At 58.9% G+C, this 19,261-nt stretch carries 18 protein-coding genes; 6 read left to right on the forward strand and 12 right to left on the reverse strand.

The annotated features are described in order from the left end of the window. Window positions 1-2: 2 nt before the first annotated feature. Window positions 3-1,031 (reverse strand): metal-dependent hydrolase, encoded by a 1,029-nt coding sequence (locus CFB02_RS16295; RefSeq protein ID WP_088558839.1) that lies wholly within the window; start codon window positions 1,029-1,031, stop codon window positions 3-5. Window positions 1,032-1,093: 62 nt separating this feature from the next. Further along, the gene (locus CFB02_RS16300; protein WP_088558840.1) at window positions 1,094-2,344 is read right to left on the reverse strand and encodes a lytic murein transglycosylase; all 1,251 of its coding nucleotides are present in this window, start codon (window positions 2,342-2,344) and stop codon (window positions 1,094-1,096) included. 227 nt (window positions 2,345-2,571) lie between these two features. On the opposite strand from CFB02_RS16300, the gene CFB02_RS16305 reads away from it, so the two are divergent. Next, window positions 2,572-3,447, forward strand: coding sequence for a response regulator (locus CFB02_RS16305; protein WP_088558841.1), 876 nt, complete (start codon window positions 2,572-2,574; stop codon window positions 3,445-3,447). Here CFB02_RS16305 and phoR read toward each other — a convergent pair. From phoR to CFB02_RS16330, 5 genes are all read right to left on the reverse strand, one after another. Then, entirely contained in the window at window positions 3,444-4,763 is a 1,320-nt protein-coding gene (gene phoR, locus CFB02_RS16310) for a phosphate regulon sensor histidine kinase PhoR (protein WP_088558842.1), read from the reverse strand. The genes CFB02_RS16305 and phoR overlap by 4 nt on opposite strands. Before the next feature lie 53 nt (window positions 4,764-4,816). Further along, a complete protein-coding gene (phoB, locus tag CFB02_RS16315) occupies window positions 4,817-5,509 on the reverse strand; it encodes a phosphate regulon transcriptional regulator PhoB (RefSeq protein ID WP_008173539.1) in 693 nt (230 codons plus the stop codon). Window positions 5,510-5,586: 77 nt separating this feature from the next. Further along, the gene (gene ubiA / locus CFB02_RS16320; RefSeq protein ID WP_088558843.1) at window positions 5,587-6,474 is read right to left on the reverse strand and encodes a 4-hydroxybenzoate octaprenyltransferase; all 888 of its coding nucleotides are present in this window, start codon (window positions 6,472-6,474) and stop codon (window positions 5,587-5,589) included. Window positions 6,475-6,543: 69 nt separating this feature from the next. Then, a complete protein-coding gene (locus tag CFB02_RS16325; RefSeq protein ID WP_088558844.1) occupies window positions 6,544-7,107 on the reverse strand; it encodes a chorismate lyase in 564 nt (187 codons plus the stop codon). Then, on the reverse strand, window positions 7,088-7,645 hold the full coding sequence (locus tag CFB02_RS16330; RefSeq protein WP_088558845.1) for a hypoxanthine-guanine phosphoribosyltransferase: 558 nt from the start codon (window positions 7,643-7,645) through the stop codon (window positions 7,088-7,090). Before CFB02_RS16330 ends, CFB02_RS16325 begins: the two co-directional genes overlap by 20 nt. 265 nt (window positions 7,646-7,910) lie before the next feature. Between CFB02_RS16330 and CFB02_RS16335 the strand changes: the two genes are divergently transcribed. From CFB02_RS16335 to tesB, 3 genes are all read left to right on the forward strand, one after another. Next, complete coding sequence (locus CFB02_RS16335) at window positions 7,911-8,078, forward strand: rubredoxin (RefSeq protein WP_008173532.1); 168 nt, start codon at window positions 7,911-7,913, stop codon at window positions 8,076-8,078. Between the two features lie 58 nt (window positions 8,079-8,136). Next, window positions 8,137-9,291 (forward strand): NAD(P)/FAD-dependent oxidoreductase, encoded by a 1,155-nt coding sequence (locus CFB02_RS16340; RefSeq protein WP_088558846.1) that lies wholly within the window; start codon window positions 8,137-8,139, stop codon window positions 9,289-9,291. 134 nt (window positions 9,292-9,425) lie between these two features. Beyond that, window positions 9,426-10,283, forward strand: coding sequence for an acyl-CoA thioesterase II (gene tesB / locus CFB02_RS16345; RefSeq protein ID WP_088558847.1), 858 nt, complete (start codon window positions 9,426-9,428; stop codon window positions 10,281-10,283). A gap of 4 nt (window positions 10,284-10,287) precedes the next feature. Here the strand turns inward: tesB and CFB02_RS16350 are convergent, their stop codons facing one another. From CFB02_RS16350 to CFB02_RS16360, 3 genes are all read right to left on the reverse strand, one after another. Beyond that, window positions 10,288-12,846: an EAL domain-containing protein gene (locus CFB02_RS16350; RefSeq protein WP_088558848.1), complete on the reverse strand. Its 2,559-nt coding sequence runs from the start codon at window positions 12,844-12,846 to the stop codon at window positions 10,288-10,290. Window positions 12,847-12,949: 103 nt separating this feature from the next. Continuing rightward, window positions 12,950-13,396 (reverse strand): flavodoxin, encoded by a 447-nt coding sequence (locus CFB02_RS16355; protein ID WP_088558849.1) that lies wholly within the window; start codon window positions 13,394-13,396, stop codon window positions 12,950-12,952. A gap of 78 nt (window positions 13,397-13,474) precedes the next feature. Beyond that, window positions 13,475-14,578 (reverse strand): GGDEF domain-containing protein, encoded by a 1,104-nt coding sequence (locus tag CFB02_RS16360; RefSeq protein WP_088558850.1) that lies wholly within the window; start codon window positions 14,576-14,578, stop codon window positions 13,475-13,477. 208 nt (window positions 14,579-14,786) lie between these two features. Between CFB02_RS16360 and CFB02_RS16365 the strand changes: the two genes are divergently transcribed. Together CFB02_RS16365 and CFB02_RS16370 are read left to right on the forward strand one after the other, a co-directional pair. Continuing rightward, a complete protein-coding gene (locus CFB02_RS16365) occupies window positions 14,787-16,346 on the forward strand; it encodes an inorganic phosphate transporter (RefSeq protein ID WP_088558851.1) in 1,560 nt (519 codons plus the stop codon). An 89-nt stretch (window positions 16,347-16,435) separates the two neighbouring features. Then, window positions 16,436-16,702, forward strand: coding sequence for a hypothetical protein (locus CFB02_RS16370; RefSeq protein WP_008173512.1), 267 nt, complete (start codon window positions 16,436-16,438; stop codon window positions 16,700-16,702). Window positions 16,703-16,889: 187 nt separating this feature from the next. Here CFB02_RS16370 and panP read toward each other — a convergent pair whose 3' ends face one another. Together panP and CFB02_RS16380 are read right to left on the reverse strand one after the other, a co-directional pair. After that, window positions 16,890-18,566 (reverse strand): pyridoxal-dependent aspartate 1-decarboxylase PanP, encoded by a 1,677-nt coding sequence (panP, locus tag CFB02_RS16375; protein WP_088558852.1) that lies wholly within the window; start codon window positions 18,564-18,566, stop codon window positions 16,890-16,892. Between the two features lie 188 nt (window positions 18,567-18,754). Continuing rightward, window positions 18,755-19,099: a DUF503 domain-containing protein gene (locus tag CFB02_RS16380; protein WP_088558853.1), complete on the reverse strand. Its 345-nt coding sequence runs from the start codon at window positions 19,097-19,099 to the stop codon at window positions 18,755-18,757. Between the last annotated feature and the right edge of the window lie 162 nt (window positions 19,100-19,261).

A 19,261-nucleotide genomic window follows, 5' to 3' on the forward strand; every position in this document is an offset into this window, starting at 1 on the left:
ATTCAGCAGCGTTGTCCTGGTGCCGGGGAGCTCAGACTGGCCAGGCAGAGCACCGGCGTTTCGGCAATCATCCGGGACCAGAGCAGCCCCAGGGCTTCGGAGCTTACTGGTGGGCGTGGAGTCCGAAAGCTCGCCGTGGGGTCGATGCCGCTGCCATTGCGGGTCGCCAGAACAAAGGTAAACGGGTGCGCGCCTGGAATGCCCAGCCGGATATCGGTGGCCGTGATGCGGTCGCTGACCTGGTTGTAATCCAGGAAGCCCCGGGTGAACCATTCAAGACGCCGGGCCTCGGGCAGGTCCGAGACTTCGCTCGCCAGCTCCGGGCGGCGTGGAAAGTATTCAAGATTCAGTGGCGTGTCGCCATCCAGAAAGCCGGTGACAATTTCTACCCGCTGATCACCCTGCATAGCCGTCGCCCGCCACAACAGGGTGCTGAATGGCATGGGCTGAACCAGCAGGTCAGGGTTTTCCAGGCCGGCGGCCGCAAGCGCGGGTTGTACTCGATGTGTCATCACTTGCTGGGCCAGAACACTCCAGCCCAGGTACAGGGTGGACACTGCCAGTCCTGCAACTATCGCTGTTTTGGCGGGCGGCCGGGCGAGAAAAAACAGGCAGCCGGCCAGCAGGGGCAGGGTATATAGCGGGTCGATGATAAAAATGCTGCTGACGGCTATGGGTGGCCCGATGGGCCAGAACAGCTGGGTGCCATAGGTTGTAAAGGCATCCAGCAAAGGATGGGTAATCAGGATCAGCCCCGTCAGGGCGAGCCACCGCTGAAAACTCAGTTGTGGTTTCCAGCGCCAGAGCAGCCAGGCAAGGCCTACCGCAAGAGGGGCCAGAACGAACAACGAATGGCTGAATCCACGGTGTTGGGTGAAATTGGCCACTGCGGTGCCGTAATCGATGACGACATCCAGATCCGGGAGGGTGCCCAGAACTGCGCCTGTCAGCAAAACCGAGCGGCCGAGAGTCTTGCCGGCTACGGCGCCGGCCAGGGAGGCGCCCAGGGCGGCCTGGGTGAGTGAATCCATGTCAGATCAGTCTCGCATCAAAACGGTGTCCTGCAGTAGTAGGCCGCCGACGCCTCGGCGGATCACTGTCCTGCAGGTATTTCCAGCGCCGCCAGCACCGATTCACCGGGGTAGCCATCTGCCACCAGGTTGTTGGCAGCCTGGAACTGACGGATGGCAGACCGCGTTGCCGGGCCCATGATGCCATCGGGGGCACCTGGCTCATACCCCCGTTGCTGCAGGGCTTTCTGGAGGTTGATGATGTTGGCGCGGGACAGCGCAGGCGCGTCTTCGGGCGGCGGATTTTGCAGTTTACCCACGCCGGCAATCCGGTCAGCCAGATGACCAACCGCAATGGCGTAGAACTCGGAACGGTTCCAGCCCATGATCACGCGGAAGTTGTGATAGGCAAGAAACGCCGGCCCGCTGTGTCCTGCCGGCACCACGAGGGCGGCATTAATCGGTTCGCGGGCCAGAGGCTTGCCGAAGGCATCCGTAATTCCCATTTCGCGCCACTGCTCCAGTGGCAGACGACGCCCGTCCGCAAGGGAATAGTCGAAATTCTCGGGTAACAGGACCTCGCGGCCCCAACGGTAGTCGCCGTCCCAGTTCATGGATTCGAGAAACTGGCCCGCAGACATCATGGCATCCGGCAGGCTGTTCCACAGATCCCTGCGGCCATCACCATCGGCATCCACCGCGTGTTTCAGGAAAACCGTTGGCATGAACTGAACGTGGCCCATGGCGCCGGCCCAGGAACCTTCCATCTGGTCTGCCGGTATGGCGCCCTCATCAATAATGCGCAGGGCCGCGATCAGCTGCTCGGTAAAGAAGGTGCTGCGACGGGGATCGCAGGCCAGTGTTGTCAGGGAGCTGGGTACGGGCATCTTGCCGAAATAGCTGCCAAAATTGGTTTCCAGACCCCAGAAGGCCACCAGGTAAGGCGCAGGCACACCGGTTTCCCGGGTTACTCTGGCCAGCAGCGCCTGGTGCTCCTGCAGCAGTTCCCGGCCTTTGCTGATCCGGGCATCGTTCACCCGCCGGTCGAGGTAATCGGCGAAGGTGGTCGTGAATTCCGGTTGCCGGCGGTCCAGCTCGATCACCCGTGCCAGATGCTGAACACCGGACATCACCTCGCTCGCAGTCTTGCTGCTGACCCCGGCGGCAATGGCCTGTTCCTGGAGTCGGGCCTTGCATTCGGCAAATCCCGCCGGCTCAACTTCAGCGCTGTCCTGGGCAATGGCGGGCACTGACAGACATGACAGAAAACCGGAAAACAATAAGCCGCGAGTAACGCCGCCCTGGCGAAGAATCCTTGCAGGTTTGGTCAGCACACAAAACCTCTCTCAGGCTGATGATCGTGGAGTATCCTGAGCCCATGTTAGCGCGTTTTCCAGCCGGAGAAACACTGTCCTGGCTCCCGTGGAGTGACAATTCTTTAACCTGACGGTTCCCGAAAACGGCGATTGTGGTCTTTTTGTTGCCGACAGGTTTCTGGCGTGGGTGTTTGTTCTATAGTTGCACCATAGAACCGGGTTGTGGATAGGGGAAGGTCTGAGCTATGGCAATGCTGAAAGCGCTGGTGGTGGATGACGCCAGCTTTGTACGTGATCTGGTCAAGCGAACCGTGCGCCAGCGTTTTCCGGTCATCGAGACTACCGACGCCCAGAACGGCCGTCGAGCGCAATCATTGATGTCGAGGACCGCGTTTGACCTGATTCTGTGCGACTGGGAGATGCCGGAGATGTCCGGGCTGGAATTGCTGCAATGGATGCGCCAGCAGCCCCAGTACGAAAACGTGCCTTTTATCATGATCACCAGCCGGGGCGACAAGGATCACGTGATCGAAGCGGTCAAAGGCGGCGTTTCAGAATACCTCGGCAAACCCTTCAGTCCTGACGGGCTGAGCAAGAAAATCATCAAGGTGATGGGACGCAAACTGAAAGACGCGATGGATCGGAGCGGCAAATCCATGGCCAGCCCTGCCGATGCCTTCAAAGAGTCGGCCAACTTGCTGACCCGCAAGCCCGAAGCCGCGGCGGAGGTTCCCGCCGCGTCACCGCCCTCTTCCCCCCGGCCCGAGCCTTCGCCACCGTCAAGACAGGCCTCGGCCCGGGCGCCCATGAGCCTGGCCTCGGTACGCTTCGCCGAGAGCACCCTGAAATCGGTGGTCAAGGATATTAATCTGACGGAGGTGCGGGTGATCGCGAAGCGGGACCAGGTATTCCCGGGGATTCTCGACCAGGCGGTGGTGGACATCGAGATTGCCGAGGGCCAGATGGCGAGGCTGAACGGCTACGTGCACCAGTTGCAGGCGGTGGACAAACGCCAGGACACGGACTTTGTCAGCGTTACCATTCGTTTTGTCGATGAAGACCCGAAAAAGCTGGAGGACCTGTCGAGGTTTGTCGCCCGCTTCCGCGCGGGTATGCGCTAGCTCTCTGCCTTCTCGGGGATCCGCTCGACCAGTCGCTCCCGGGGGAAGTGACAGATAAATTCACTGCCCTCGCCAATCCGGCTGCGGATCTCCAGATTGCCATCGTGGTTGAGCAGCACGTGTTTGACGATTGCCAGGCCAAGACCTGTGCCGCCTGTGTCCTTGTGACGGCTGGGATCGGCGCGATAGAAGCGTTCTGTCAAACGGGGGATATGGACCGGGTCGATGCCGATTCCGGTATCCCTGACTGACAGGTGTGCGCCTTCCCGGTTGGTGGACCAGGAGACGATAATCTGGCCATGTGCAGGGGTGTACTTCACCGCATTGAATATCAGGTTCGAGAAAGCGCTGCGCAGCTGGCTTTCATCGCCTTTCAGCAGGCGATGGTCGCCGATATGCACGGTAATCTCGTGCTGTTTTTCGCCACTGAGCGCCCGGGCATCATGACCGATCTGGGTCAGCAACTGGTCCACGTCCGTGAGGGTGTCGTTGACCGTTTGCTCCCCGGTTTCAATACGTGAGAGCAGGATCAGATCGGTAATAAGGGCTTCCATCCGGGATGACTGGGCAGCCATGGTGTTAATGGCCCTGCGCCACTTCGGCGGCAGGTCGGCAGCGTTGTCCACCAGGGTTTCGAGGTAGCCACTGATGACCGTGAGGGGCGTGCGCATCTCGTGGGATACATTGCCGACAAAGTCACGGCGCATCTGTTCGAGCTGGTACAGCCGTGTTACGTCCTTGGCGACAATCAGACGGTCGTCGTCACCAAACAGGCTGATCTGGATCTGAAGGTGAATATGAGGTCTGGCCGGCGAATGTATCTCCAAGGGATCGCGGTAATCCCGTGAATCGAAATAGGTCTTGAAGGCCGGCGTGCGGATCAAATTATGGATGTACTGGCCCTGGTCAGTGTTGCGCCGGAAACCCAGCAGATACTCGGCGGAGCCGTTCCACCACTCCATGGCGCCGCGGGAGTCGGTCATGATCACGCCATCGCGCATGGCGTTGGTGGACTCCTGAACCCGATTGATCTGGGCCCTCAATCGGTCCTGGGTTCTCAGGTGGGTCTGGTGCAGTTTGTGAAGGTTGTCGAAAATATCGCCCCACAGGCCGATGCTCTGGGGGGCTTCGTCGGTGGCGCTGGGGTTGGACAGCCACCGGTAGAGGCGCCGGGCCTGAAGCAGCGTCCACCACAGATAGACGATCAGCCCGAGGGTAAGGCCGTAGACGGGCTCACCGAAATAGAGGCCAACCAGGGTGGCGCCAATCAGGCCACCGATAATGTAGCGCAGGTATCGTGACCAGCTGTGTTGCATCAAAAACTGCCTTGTATCCGTTCCGGGGCTGATGCTCAGCTGGCCGGAGTTACTTACGCGGCTCTGGTCGAGAAGCGGTAACCGGTTCCCCGCACGGTCTGGATCAGATGGTCGTACTGGTCGCCAAGTGCCTTGCGGAGCCTGCGGATATGCACATCCACCGTCCGTTCCTCAACATAGACATTGCCACCCCAGACCTGGTCCAGGAGCTGGGAGCGAGTATATACCCGTTCCTGGTGCGTCATGAAGAACTGAAGCAGTCGGTATTCTGTCGGGCCCATGGTAAGGGCGCCATCCTGGGTGGTGACCCGATGCCCGACCGGATCCAGCGTCAGGCCCTCCACTTCAATCGGGCTGTCTACGCCTGGCGGCGTCGCACGCCGAAGCACGGCTTTCAGGCGGGCGACCAGCTCCCGGGGGCTGAACGGTTTGGTGATGTAATCATCGGCACCAACTTCCAGGCCCTGGATCTTGTTGTCTTCCTCGACCTTGGCGGTGAGCATGATGATGGGAATATCGGCGGTCGCTTCTTCTTTCTTGAGGCGGCGCGCCAGTTCCACGCCGCTGGTGCCGGGCAGCATCCAGTCGAGGAGTACGAGATCCGGGTGTTTGTCGACAATCAGGGCATGGGCTTCCCGGGCGTCCGCTGCCTCCAGATAGTCATAATCCGCCATTTCGAGGGCCACCGCGATCATCTCGCGGATCGGGGCCTCGTCATCGACGATCAGGACAGTTTTTCCAGTCATGAGCTTTTAACCTGTGTCAGACCTTGATTTGTTGCTGCCTCATTACAACGCTCGAGTGTTACAAGTATATGACAGGTTCAGCCAATGATGAGATCGATCACCAGACCTGCGAAAACTGCGAAACCGGCCCAGTTGTTATTGAGAAAGGCCTTGAAACAGCCATCTCGTTCCCGTTCCCGAGCCAGATATTGGTGGTACACGAAGAGGCAGGCCATGGCGACAACCCCCAGGTAATAGAACGTGCCCAGTTCAGCACGATGGCCCACCATGATCAGGATCAGTACCACCATGGCCTGCAGCATGCCAATGATTGCCTTGTCGGCTTCTCCGAACAGGATGGCGGTGGACTTGATGCCTACTTTCAGATCGTCATCCCGATCCACCATGGCATACAGGGTGTCGTAGGCAACGGTCCATAGCACGTTGGCGGTGAACAGCAGCCAGGTGAGCTGGCTCAGTTCGCCGGCCTCCGCCGCCCACGCCATGGGAATGGCCCAGGAGAAGGCCGCGCCCAGAAACAGCTGCGGCAAATGGGTGTAACGCTTCATGAACGGGTAAATAAACGCCAGCAGGGCACCGCCGAAGGACAGATACAGGGTCAGCGGATTGGTGAATAGAACCACCATCAGGAAGGAAACCAGGCACAGACCAGCGAACAGCGCGACCGCTTCCCAGGGTTTGACACGGCCGGCGGTCAGTGGCCGGTCCTTGGTGCGTTTGACGTGCTTGTCCCAGTCACGGTCAGCGAAATCGTTGATGGCGCAGCCGGCCGCCCGCATGAAGAACACACCCAGGGTGAAAACGATGACATTCGCCAATGCGGGGCTGCCGTCGCCGGCCAGCCACAGGGCCCAGTAGGTCGGCCACAGCAGTAGCAGGGTTCCGATCGGGCGGTCGATTCTGAGCAGGCTGGCGTAGTCGGCCAACCGGCGCTGGATAGGTTCTGGCACAGCGTCAGGCAGCATGGTGCGCGTCCGTCTGATGTTCTTCGAGTTTAATGAGTGCTGGGATTATAGCCAGTCGCAGGAGGCCGGTTAAAGCGTGTTCCGCTGAAACAGGGCGGGCAGCAGGTACTCACCAACGAGCAGGGAGCTGTTATGGCCGCTGAACAGGGAGCGCCGGGCCAACGACGGCTGGCCTTGGGTGACCGGTTTGCAGAGGCCGGTTTCCAGCGGGCCCCGTTTCCAGTGGGGGCTGGTGAACAGATAGGCGCCCAAAGGCCGGTTGCCAAGATGAAGCAGCCGGCGCCCCTCACCCTCCAGGCAGTTCAGGGGAATGACCGTCCTGGCCAATACCCAGGGCTGGTTGTCGCCACAGAGGCTGACCTCCCGTATCCAGGCGTATTGGCGGTGGGGAATGCGCAGACGCCGGGCTTCTTCCTGCGTGGGCGCTGCAAAGCCCTCCCGGCGGACCTCGACGTGAAAGGAATGGCCGCACTCTTTCTGCAGGGCCCGTGTAAACGAGCCCTCTACCTGCAGCCAATATCGGGCAGGCCCGTGAACATCCGGGTTGCGAAGGCCTGCGGCCGTCAGCGATTGGTACCAGTCCGTCGGGGGTATGGTCAGTGGACTGTCGATGTCAGAGACCCTTGACTGCATAGATGCCGGGGGCATTGCGCCAGTAGCCCTTGTAGTCCATGCCGTAACCGAACAGGAAGCGGTCTTCCACTTCCAGGCCGGTGAAGTCCGCCTTCAGATCCGGACGGGCTTTCCGGTCATGTTGCTTGTCGACCAGAACGGCCGTCAGTACCTCGCTGGCACCGTGAGCCCGGCAGTAGTCGGCGATGGCGCACAGGGTGGTTCCCTCATCCAGGATGTCATCGACAATCAGGATGGTGCGGCCGTTCATATTGGCTTCGGGCTGCAGTTTCCACTCGAGAATACCGCCGGTGGTTTCCTGACGGTAGCGGGTGGCATGAAGGTATTCGGCCTGGACCGGAAACCGGAGCCGGGGTAGCAGTTGTCCGGTAAGGATCAGCCCGCCGTTCATCACACAGAGCAACAGGGGGTTACGGTCTTTCAGGCGCGCGGTAATATCGTCGGCCAGGTTGTCGATTGCAGTCTGTACCTGCTGTTCATCGACCAGGCAGTCGGCTTCGGCCATTACCTGGTTCATTTCGGCGACGGTATCGGTCATATCGGTCGGTCCTGTCGTAAAACGGGCGATTATACCGGAGAGGGCAGACAGAAGGGAGGGGCCGCCCCGGTTGTCAGATCTGTAATTGTGGCTATTGGCAGAAAACCCCTGGGCGAACCGTCGGCATTGGCATTGGTCAATGCCGGGACGATGGGTATGATGGCCTGATTCGACAGTCGTTCGTATCTGTTAACTGAACAAAACACTTGCGTGTAATATTGTCTGACAATTATTATTGCGCCCGGATGATATTGGGAGAAAATTTATGAAGAAGTGGCAGTGTGTGGTTTGTGGTCTGATTTACGATGAAGCCGAAGGCTGGCCCGAGGACGGCATTGAGCCAGGCACCAAGTGGGAAGACGTACCGGAAGATTGGGTCTGCCCGGATTGCGGTGTCGGCAAGGAAGATTTTGAAATGATCGAGATCGGTTGATATTACCCGGTACGGCAGGTGAAACCCGCAAGGGTGAGTTAAATACAGGAACGCGGTTATGACTGAACAGGCCCCCATCATCATTGTCGGTACCGGGTTGTCCGGCTATTCCCTGGCGCGGGAAATCCGGAAGCAGGACAAGGAAACACCTCTCCTGCTGCTGACCGCCGACGATGGCATCAGCTACTCCAAGCCAATGTTGTCCACCGGCTTCACCAAGGGCAAGGACGCCGATGGGCTGGCCCAGGGCGGGACCGACGCCATGGCGGGGCAGTTGAATGTCCGGATCCGGACATTCGCCACGGTCACCGGCATCGATACCGACGCCCACGAACTGATTCTCGGTGATGAGCGACTTGCTTACAGCAAGCTGGTCCTGGCCTGGGGCGCCGACGTGATCCGGCTCAGCCTCGACGGTGATGGCCAGGAGCATGTGTTTTCGATCAATGACCTGATGGATTACCGCGCCTTCCGGGAAGCCCTGGGTGACGGCAAACGGGTGGCGATCATGGGCGCCGGTCTGATTGGCTGTGAATTCGCCAACGACCTTCGAAACGGAGGTTACGAGGTTGACGTGATTGCCCCCTCCGAGGAGGTAATGCCGGGGCTGCTGCCGGAGGCGGCCGCCCATGCTGTCCAGCAGGAGCTCGAGAATCTGGGGGTCGGGTTTCATCTCGGAACCGTGGTTGATCGGATCGACCGCAGGGGTGACGGGGTCCGTCTGACCCTGGCCAATGGTGAGACTCTGGACGCTGATCTGGTAATTTCCGCTGTGGGCCTGCGCCCGAGGACCGATCTGGCCCGGGCTGCCGGGCTGGAGACGGCCAGGGGCATCATAGTGAATCGCGCGCTCGAGACTTCCGCGCCGGATGTCTACGCACTCGGTGATTGCGCCGAAGTTGACGGCCACGTGCTGCTTTATGTCCTGCCGCTGATGGCCTGTTCCCGGGCGCTTGCAAAAACCTTGCTCGGTGAGCGCACCGAAGTGAGCTATGGCACCATGCCGGTGATGATCAAGACGCCCTGCTGCCCGACCGCCGTCTGTCCACCACCGTCGGAAGCCGAGGGCAACTGGGAAGTTGAGCAGGATGGCACCAGCGTCAAGGCGCTGTTCAAGAGCGCCGGGGGCGATGTACTGGGGTTTGCGGTAACCGGAAGCTTTGCCATGGAGAAGCAGGCCCTGTCTAAGGAAGTGCCACCGATACACGGGTGATGTACCCGCTCCCATTCCACAGCCCCGTTATCCCGGGGCTGTTTTCTTTCAGCCAGCGACGGCTTTTGATTGCGAAATCTCGCCGCTTGCGGTAGAAAACTCCTTCGTGTGCTAACGAAATCACAGGAGCAGGCATGCTTGAGGTAACCAAGAAACTGGTGGAGTTGCTGGATCTCTCGCCCATCGGTGACGACCATTTCCAGGGGGACAGCGAGGATCTGGGCTTTCCCAACGTGTTTGGCGGGCAGGTTCTTGGCCAGGCGCTGATGGCGGCCAGCCGAACCGTTGAAGGTCGCCTTTGCCACTCCCTCCATGCCTACTTTTTGCGCCCCGGCAATCAGGACATGCCTATCGACTACGAGGTCCAGCGGGTCCGTGATGGTGGCAGTTTCTCGGTACGTCGGGTGATTGCCCGCCAGGACGGCAAGGAAATCCTGACCGGTTCCATGTCGTTCCAGGTAGCCGAGGAAGGATTCGAGCATCAGTTGACCATGCCGGATGCGCCGGAGCCGGAAACGCTCCGCTCAGAACAGGAATGGGGCGAGCTGCTGGCGCCCCAGGTGCCGGAAAAAATGCGGCCAATTCTGACCCGAGACCGCCCGATCGAGATCCGCCCGGTGAACCCGGTCAATCCCCTGAAACCAGAGAAGCGACCGCCCCACAAGCAGAGCTGGTTCCGGGCCCAGGGGCATCTGCCGGACGATCCCGTGCTTCACCGTTGCCTGCTCACTTACGCATCGGATTTCCAGTTCCTCGGGACTTCCCTGAACCCGCACGGTCTGACATTCATGAGCAAGGGGCTGCAGGTGGCCAGCCTTGATCACTCGATCTGGTTCCACCGGGATTTCCGCATGGACGAATGGCTGTTGTATGACAAGGACAGCCCGAGCGCCTCGGCCGGACGTGGGTTCAATCGGGGCAATTTCTTCAACCGGGACGGTGTGTTGGTGGCATCCACTACCCAGGAAGCGCTGATTCGGCAGAGGACCTAGCGGGTTATCCCAATTTGCGCTGGTCCGGCTGCTGGTGATTCTGATCCAGCCATTCCATCATTTCGTCGAAGGGCAGTGGCGGTGTCAGCAGGTATCCCTGAATCATGTCGCACCCCATGTCCCTGAGCAGCTTCGCTGTGACGTCATCCTCGACACCTTCTGCCACCACCTGATAGCCAAGGCTGTGACACATCTCGATGGTGGTCTGGACAATCACCCGGTCTTCCGCCTCGGTGGTCAGTTCGGTGACCAGTGAACGATCAATCTTGACCTCGCTCGCAGGTAGCTGCTTGATGTAAGAGAGCGAGGAATAGCCGGACCCGAAGTCATCAATCGACACCGGGATTCCGGTCGCACTGAGTGAGTTCAGCGCCCGGAGGGAGTTGGCCGGGTCCTGCATCATGGACGTTTCCGTTACTTCAAAAATGATTGCGCCCTGGTGGCTGTGGTAGCTGTTCATCAGGCGTTGCACAAAAATGGGAAAATCCGGTTCGCGCAGGTTGTTGGGCGAAATATTGATGGATATGTTCAGGGGCCAGCCGCGCTCCAACAATCGCGAGCGCAGGTTCAGTGATTGCTCAAGTACCCATCGGGTCAGCGGTTTGATCAGCCCGCTCTGTTCTGCAAGGGTGACAATCTCATCGGCGCGGATCGGTTTTGACCGGCCAGGCCAGCGTATGAGAACTTCAATCCCAACGATACACCCTGTTTTCAGGCTCTGCTTGGGTTGCATGAACAGCGCCAACTCATTGGTATTGAGGGCGTGTCGGAGTTCCGAGACCAAGGTCAGCCGGTCAGCGCTGTAAGAGTCTTTCTTGGATTTGTAATAGGCAATGCCCCGCTCCCGAGCAGAATCCGATCCTTCTGCGATTACCGCCCGCCGTATCAGGGTGTTGGCGTCCGTTCCGTGCTCCGGGAAGATTGCCACCCCAAGCCTGGGGTCCAGGGGAATCTGCATGCCCAGATAGTCGACCGGGTAGCGGATGCCTTCGAGGGCTTTGAGAATGGCCCTTGGCACAGAGCCTGTGGCATCAGCATCGACAATAAATGCAAATGTTTGCGGATCCAGTGACGCCAGGTAGAAATTGCGGTGGTCACTTTGTTCGACAGGTATGGCTCCCGGAAGCTCCCGCGCAACAGCATTGTAGTGTTTGGATGCCAGCTCCAGAATCCGGTCGCTGTTCCGGTGGCCGAGCGTCTTGGTGACCGACTGCAGGTTGTTCAGGTGGATGATGGCAACGCCATAACGCCGCTCCGGGCTGCGCAGCATCAGGTCATTCAGCATCATCTCCAGGCTGCCACGGTTCGGAAGACCGGTGAGGGGATTATGCAGTGCATGATCCATCAGCTTCAGCTCCGCCGACCGCCTTGCCGCCAGGGCCTTCAGTTCCGCTTCTCTGGCTTCGACCTTGTCCTGCCGTTCCTGGTAAAGCCTGGCTGCGAGAGCCAGCGTAAGCAAGATGGCTTCCAATGCCGATCCTATCTGCATGCCGTATGTGGTCACGAAGTTGTTGGGCAACAGGCCATATTTGTTGGCTGCCGTTATTGCGCTGCCCAGTGTGAGTGCTGCCCATGCCACCGTGTAATAACCGGCCTGTGGGTTGCCCTTCCACCATTGAACCGGCCCCAGAACAGTGAGCAGCAGGCAACTGGGTATTGCCAGGGCCACCGTGAGCCGACTACCCGTGCTGTAATCCACGAAGAAGGTCATCAAGGCCACCACTGCATTCACTGAGATCATGAGCAGCACGAGCCGGTTCAGGTAGGGGCCTGTGTACTGGAGTTTCAAAAACGAACGGGAGAACACCAGAGTGAAAAGCAAAGAGAAAGGCACCGCCAGCAACATTATCTGATTCTGCAGATCCGGGCTGTTCGGCCAAAGAAACTGGAACGTGGTGCCGTTCAGACTGGCGATCAACACCAGATAGCCCAGAGTTGAGAGCACGTAGAGCAGGTATACCGTCTCCCGCAGAGCGGCGAAGATAAACAGATTGAAAAAAATGACTGTGATTAGAATGCCGTAATAGAGCGAATGCATCTGGTCTTCGGTGGAGGAATGCTCGAAGAACGCCTGGGCATTCCATAGTCTGATCGGAATCTGCATTGCACCCTCGGTGCGGACCTCCAGCAAAATTTCATACTCGCTGGCGATGCTTTGTTCGAAGGGGAACAGGAAATGCCGGTGCAATATCGGACGTTGCTCGAACGGTAGGTGATCTCCGGTCTCGAAGCGCCGCGCGATTCGGTCGTTTTCAAGCAGGTGGAAAGTGAGTTTGTCCAACTGTGAGTAGCGAACCTCGAGGAGGTTGATGCTCGCCGGATCGGATACCGGAAACCGGAGCCAGACGGTATCACGGATGTAGCCAAAATTCGGACTTTCTTCCTCGAGGGTTTGCCAAGCGTCTGAGGCCATGGCTTCACCGGCCGTCAGGTTGTTATCCGGGGCGGCGCGCAGATACTCGATCTGCGGAACATAGGAAACTCCAGCCCCGAGGGATGGGGCGGACAGACCCGATAACAGCAGCAGCGTTATCAGTAAACGAAGCCAGAAAGTGGATGCCACGTCGTACCGTTTTGATTGTCGTTTTCCAAAGGAGTATGGCGTGTCGCCTTTGGCGGCTCAAGTCACCGGCAGGCCCTGTTTGGCAAATTTTTGTAGCCGGGGCTCACACCTGCTCGAGCCATGATCGGACCCAGGGCAGTGCATCGGCTTCAGGCTCCATGGTTTCCAGGGCATCAATCCTGAGCGTGTCTCCGACCTTACGTGCGGAGGTCTCGTAGAGCGCTTCCTCCATGAGGTCGCCGGCGCCACAGAAAGTATCTCCGTAGGAGCTGTCTCCGAGAACGATAATGCCAAACGGCCGACCCGGTTGTTGGGGCAGCTGATCCCGCAGGTCCAGGTAGAAGGGCAGCAGATTGGCCGGAAGCTCGCCCTGTCCGGTTGTCGATGTGCATACGAGTAGCGCATCGTTGTTCGACGTGATGTCATCCAGTACCGGGTTTTCCAACACGGTCACGTGGTGGCCTTCCCCCTCAAGCTCTTTCTTGAGAGTTCTGGCTGTCAGGAGCGCGCCACCATAGACGCTGCCCACCAGGATTCTGATTGATGTCATAGTTTATCCATTCGTCGCTCAGGAATGACCATACGGTCTCTCGGTGCCGCACGATAATAGCGGGAGTGCTTTGCCGCCTCAAGGAGACGGCGAAGGCGAAGATTCGGTTTCCTGGCTTCGGACCCGAGGTGCTATCCGATTGCGGCCGGATTCCTTGGCATTGTAGAGATGCAGGTCGGCCTGCTTGAGCAGATCGTCCAGTGAACGGGCCTTGGCAATGGAGCAGACGCCGGCGCTGATGGTGACCGGTAATGCCTGATCCCTGAACTGGAATGGATGCCTGGACACATTCGAACGCAACCGCTCTGCCAGAGTCAGTGCCTGCAGCAGGGAGGTGTCCGGCAATAACACCAGAAACTCCTCACCACCCCAGCGGGCAGCGACATCCGCCTGCCGGATCACCGTTCTGATCAGTCCGGCGAACTCGCGCAGGACGTCATCACCGGCATCGTGGCCAAACTGGTCGTTAATCTGTTTAAACAGGTCCAGATCGATCAGGGCAATGGAGAAGTGGTGGCCGGAACGCTGGTAACGGGAAAACTCCATCGCCAGACGATTCTGCATGTCGCGCCGGTTGGCCAGCCCGGTGAGTTCGTCTGTTCGTGCTGCATGCTCATGGGTTTCGGCGAGGGTGAGAAGTTCATTGCGTGCCTTCAGGCGGCTGGCTTCAAGCACGAAACAGAAAATGGATTCGAAGGTCAGGGCTGCGAAAAAACGGATCTTGAAATCCATGCTGTATTCCGCGGAGACCAGAGGAAGGCCGGGAAACTGGAACACCACGACGGCCACGAGGTAGCAGAACAGCAGAACCGCCGTACCGGTTTTCAGATCGGTCAGGTAGAACAGCAACGGTGGAAAGACATAAAACCAGAGTGGTCCGGTGTTGCTCTCGCCGCCTGAGGCGATCAGGTAGGTGAAAAGCAGCCCCACAATCACGATCATCCCCGCTTTCTGGCGGGCACGGTTTCCGGTGCTGGCGAAGTACAGCATGTTCAGCGCAATCAGACCGATGAAGAACCAGAGTACCCAGGCATGGGTCGAGTGCCCGGCGAACCAGGCTTTGATACCGATGCCCACAAGAAAAGCGATGGCGGTTACCGAGAGCCAGGTAAGCAGACGCGAGACCTGAGCGTCTTCCCGTTCGCCGGCAGCAAGCTGCCCGGAGGAAGGTGAATGGGGCATGGGAACCTTATTTTGCTGTTTTTGTAATTTTAACGCTTCTTTTCGGATTTATGAGTCAATTTAGTGCGTTTTTGCACTCCCGTCTGTGATGTGTTTAGTCTGTGTGAATTGTGACCGTTTTATTTCATTTTCATGTCAAAAAAATTATAGTTGCCGCGCGACAGCGTTCGCCTCTAATCCTCACAGACTAAACGAGACCTGATCTGTTATGGCCCGTTCGAGCGGATTCCTGGATACCCTTCTCACCAGTCCTACCACGGAACGATACAGGGTCGGCATTAGCCTGCTTTTCCTGCTTGGCGTGTGGCTGACTGTCGGATCTTTCAGTCAGGGAATGCCTAACAATATGCTGCTGATGGCCGCTGCGGTTATTGGCGGTTACATGGCGATCAATATCGGCGCGAATGACGTTGCCAACAACGTTGGGCCTGCTGTTGGTTCCGGGGCCCTGTCCCTGGGTGCGGCCGTGGTGATTGCCGCCATTTTTGAAGCAAGCGGCGCAATCATTGCCGGCGGTGACGTGGTTTCCACCATCAAGGGCGGTATCATCGATCCCTCGAGCCTTGAAGAAGGCCGGGCTTTTGTCTGGTTGATGACCGCAGCCTTGCTGGCGGGTGCGCTCTGGTTGAACCTGGCCACCTGGATGGGAGCCCCGGTTTCCACGACGCACTCCATCGTTGGGGGTGTTCTCGGCGCGGGTATCGCTGCCGGCGGCTGGGGTATCGCTGACTGGGCGGTGATGGCCAAGATTGCTGCCAGTTGGGTGATTTCCCCGGTTCTTGGTGGTGCGCTGGCGGCCCTGTTCCTGTTCGCGATCAAGAAGACCGTGCTTTATCGCAAGGAGGTCATTCCGGCGGCCCGCACGTTCGTGCCCTGGTTGGTCGCAATTATGGCCTGGGCTTTCGGCACCTATCTGATGATCAAAGGCGTCAAGAAAATCGTCAAAGTCGATTTTATGGAAGCGACTCTGATCGGCCTCGCTGCCGCCGCCGTGGTGTTCTTTGTCATGCGTACCCTGGTGGGTCGCATGGCCTCGACCATGGAAAACAGCTCCGCCGGGGTAAACACCCTGTTCACCTGGCCGCTGATCTTTGCCGCGGCGCTGCTGAGCTTCGCTCATGGCGCCAACGACGTGGCTAACGCCATTGGTCCGCTGGCTGCGATTAACGATGCCCTCTCGGCTGATTCGGTGGTCATGTCAGCGAGCATTCCCCTGTGGGTGATGATGGTGGGTGCCCTGGGTCTGGCCGTTGGCCTGATGTTGTTTGGGCCACGCCTGATCAAGACCGTTGGCAGTGAAATCACCGAGCTGGATAAGACTCGGGCGTTCTGCATCGCGCTTTCGGCAGCGCTCACGGTGATCCTTGCGTCTCAGCTTGGCCTGCCTGTCAGCTCCACCCATATCGCGATTGGTGGCGTGTTCGGCGTTGGCTTTCTCCGGGAGTACCTGAAGTCCAACTACGCAACCCAGCTGCACAAGATCATGGAGCACCATGATCCTGCCGAGCAGGAGCGTCTCAGGCCGTTCCTGGATGATTTCCGCAATGCGTCGGTTGAGGAGATGGAGAACCTGCTCAAGCGGGCCAAGAAGAAAAAGCAGGTTCCTCTGTCCAAGTCCGAGCGCAAACGCCTGAAAAAGATCTACCGGGAAGAATTGGTGAAGCGTTCACATCTGGTGCGTATTGCCGCGGCCTGGATCATCACCGTACCGGCATCGGCCATTATGGCTGCGATTCTGTTCTTCACCCTGCGGGGCTTGTTGATCTGACCGGGCTGGTTGTATAAACCGAGTTTGGTCATACTATCTGTAAAAAGGGGTGTTCCACCCCTCAAGCCTATTTGTCCGTGGAGTGAAGTATGAGTTCATCCGTTGAAGGCCGTCAGGCGAAGATGATTAATGAGCTGAGGACCTTCATCAAGAAGGTTTTGAGCGACCCGACCATTGCCGTCAAGTCCATGGAGATTGCTCGCAAGCACCGGGGCCAGCCGAATGCCGAGGAGCTGATTGCGCAGGAAATCAGTGCCAGCACCAATATCCGGATTCCCGAGAACTGGAGTGAGGCGGATAAGATGTTCCTGGATATCATCCATGATGTTCTGGATGATGAAGAGGCCCTGTACTAAGGCCTTGTCTGCAGGCTTGGGAGAAGCGAGCCGGGCGGGGGATAGTTCAAAAACACGCTGTGAATACGTCCCTGTACGCTTGGCTCCGCCATCCCTGGCTCCGCACAGTTTTTGAACCATCCCCCGCCCAGCTCACCTGAGCCATGGTTGTGGCCTAAAATCGCCATGGCTAAGTCTTTTGGACTCTTCAGGCCTGTCTCGCGTTCGGCGTCGCCTGCTTCAATACCGCATCCGCCATCTGGTGCAGGATGCTGATCTCATCCTCTATACCCTCATCCCGTGATAACTCTCTCTGTTCCGAAAGGATATCCGCCAGGATTTCTTTGGTGGTCAGAGGGTTGGCTAGTACCACCCGGAACACGATGCACGGGAAGTTGTAGTAACGGGCCGGCTCCAGTCGGGTACGTGACACGAATGCCTTGCCCCGTTCCCGTTGGGTTTTCTGGATGAACTTGGTGATCCGGTTCAGGCAGGTGTTGAGCTTTTCCGCCTGCAGCGGGTCGGCGCAGGCCAGGGCTTCCTGGACGTTTTCCGGGCAGTAGCGGTAGGTCAGGATGTTCAGTTCCGGTCTCGTAACCAGTTCGAAATCCGATTCAGCCTCGATCATGTCTGCGAATGTGTTGGCCTTGTCGATGCCCTGGTCGATCAGGATCTCGTAGCCTTCCCGGGCCAGGATTTTCAGGCCGGAGTGGATCAGCATGGACATGCCGGGCCGTGAGCCTTCCAGGGTTGTGCTACCGAGGTCTCGGGAGCCTTTACGGATGATGTACTGGGCGTGGTGTTCCACCGCGCTGGCGAGGCTCGGGTCGCGGAATACCACCAGGCCCACGCCCATGGGTACGTAGAGCTGTTTGTGGGCGTCGAAAGTGACGGAATCGGCCTTCTCGATACCGCGCAACAGGTGTTTGTAGGTGCGCGAGAACAGGGTCGGCCCACCCCAGGCGGCGTCCACGTGGAAGTGGGCGCCGAATTCCCGGGCGATGTCGGCCATGGCGTCCAGGGGGTCGATGTTGCCGGTTTCGGTGGTGCCGGCCACGCCGCAGATGGCCATGACCTTGATCTTCTGGCGCTGCAGTTCCAGACACTTGTCCCGAAGGGCATCGGTGTTGATGCGGTTTTCGTCGTCGGTATCCACGGGGATCAGGGATTCCCGGCCCAGGCCGAGTACGTCGGCGGCTTTGCGCAGGGAATAGTGGCCGCGGCGCGAGACGACGATGGCAGCGCCTTCGTAGCCGTAGTATTTCAGAGCCCGGAACAGGCCTTCCTGGTGCAGTCCGCGGAAGCTGCCCTCGGCCGGGAAGGCCCGGTTGCGGGCGACCCACAGGGCGGTGAGGTTGGCGACTGTGCCGCCAGAGCACATGGCACCCAGGGCGTAACGTGGGTCGTGCATCCATTTGCGGTAGAAGGCGCCGTCTTCCTGGTATACCAGCCGGTGAATCATGCCCAGCACCTGGCGCTCCATGGGGGTAAACGCCTTGGAGGTTTCGGTTTTGACCAGGTTCTGGTTCAGGGCAATCATGATTTTCGACAGCGGCAGCATGAAATACGGCAGCGCTGAGGTCATGTGCCCGATAAAGGCTGGAGAGGCGGTGTGAACGGAGTTGGCCACCAGTTTGTCGAGCAGGAACTGGGCCTGTTCAGACACAAAGACGGGCTTCTCGGGAATGCTGTAGTCGGAGAAGTCTTTCTCCACATCCGAGAGGTCCCGTTCTACCGCAACAATGTGCTCCTGCAGAAAGCCTGCGAGATTGCGGGAGATGTTCTGGTCAATCCGGCTCAGCGTCGATTCCGGCGCCTCGGGCACCGTGAATACGCGATACATGGCCTCTACCGAGGCCTGGGCGGATTTTTTCTTTCCGGTCATAGGCGCCACTCACAATCAGTGGTCATCCGAAGGGCCGGTTCCGGATGCCCTGCGGATACGGCCGGCATTGCTGTCCGGCATTAATGTCTGGTCGCCTGCCGCTGGCAGGCGCACTGGCATCCCTGAGGGGGCGTAGTATACGGCCTGGCGACAGGTTACGCCACACGCGGCCCCTCGGGGTTATACGGTCAGAGTATTTCCCGGTGTACATCCAGTATGGCAGCATCCACGCGTTCTTCGATGGCTTTTTCGATCTGGTCCAGACGCTGGGTAATCTGCTGTGAGGAGGTGCCCAGGGCTGCGATGGTCCAGGTGGCGCAGTCGAGAGCCTCCTGGTCGGCGGTTTCGGCGACGGCGAGGTCGGGTTCTTTACCCCAGACGGCCTTCAGGGCGGTGAAGACTTTGCGTTTGGCTTTGAGGTCGTCGCAGCCGTAGAGCTGGAAGTGCAGGGTCAGTACGCCCACGTGGGGCGTGATAACCGGCTGCTGGGGCTTTTGGCCTTCCCGCAGGAGTTTTCTTAGAGCTTCAGACATGGGTGTTCCGGCTTTGGTGCTGGAACCGGCGAGGGCAGACTCTCCAAAACACGCTCCTTGCGGCACCCCTTCGGGGTCCAGCCTGCAATCACAGATTGCAGTCGTTCCGCTCTCGCATGAAGCTCCGCTTCATAAGCACTCAGCGTCACCCATGTGGCGCTT

The sequence above is a fragment of the Marinobacter sp. es.042 genome (genome assembly GCF_900188315.1).
In the GTDB taxonomy this organism is placed as follows: domain Bacteria; phylum Pseudomonadota; class Gammaproteobacteria; order Pseudomonadales; family Oleiphilaceae; genus Marinobacter.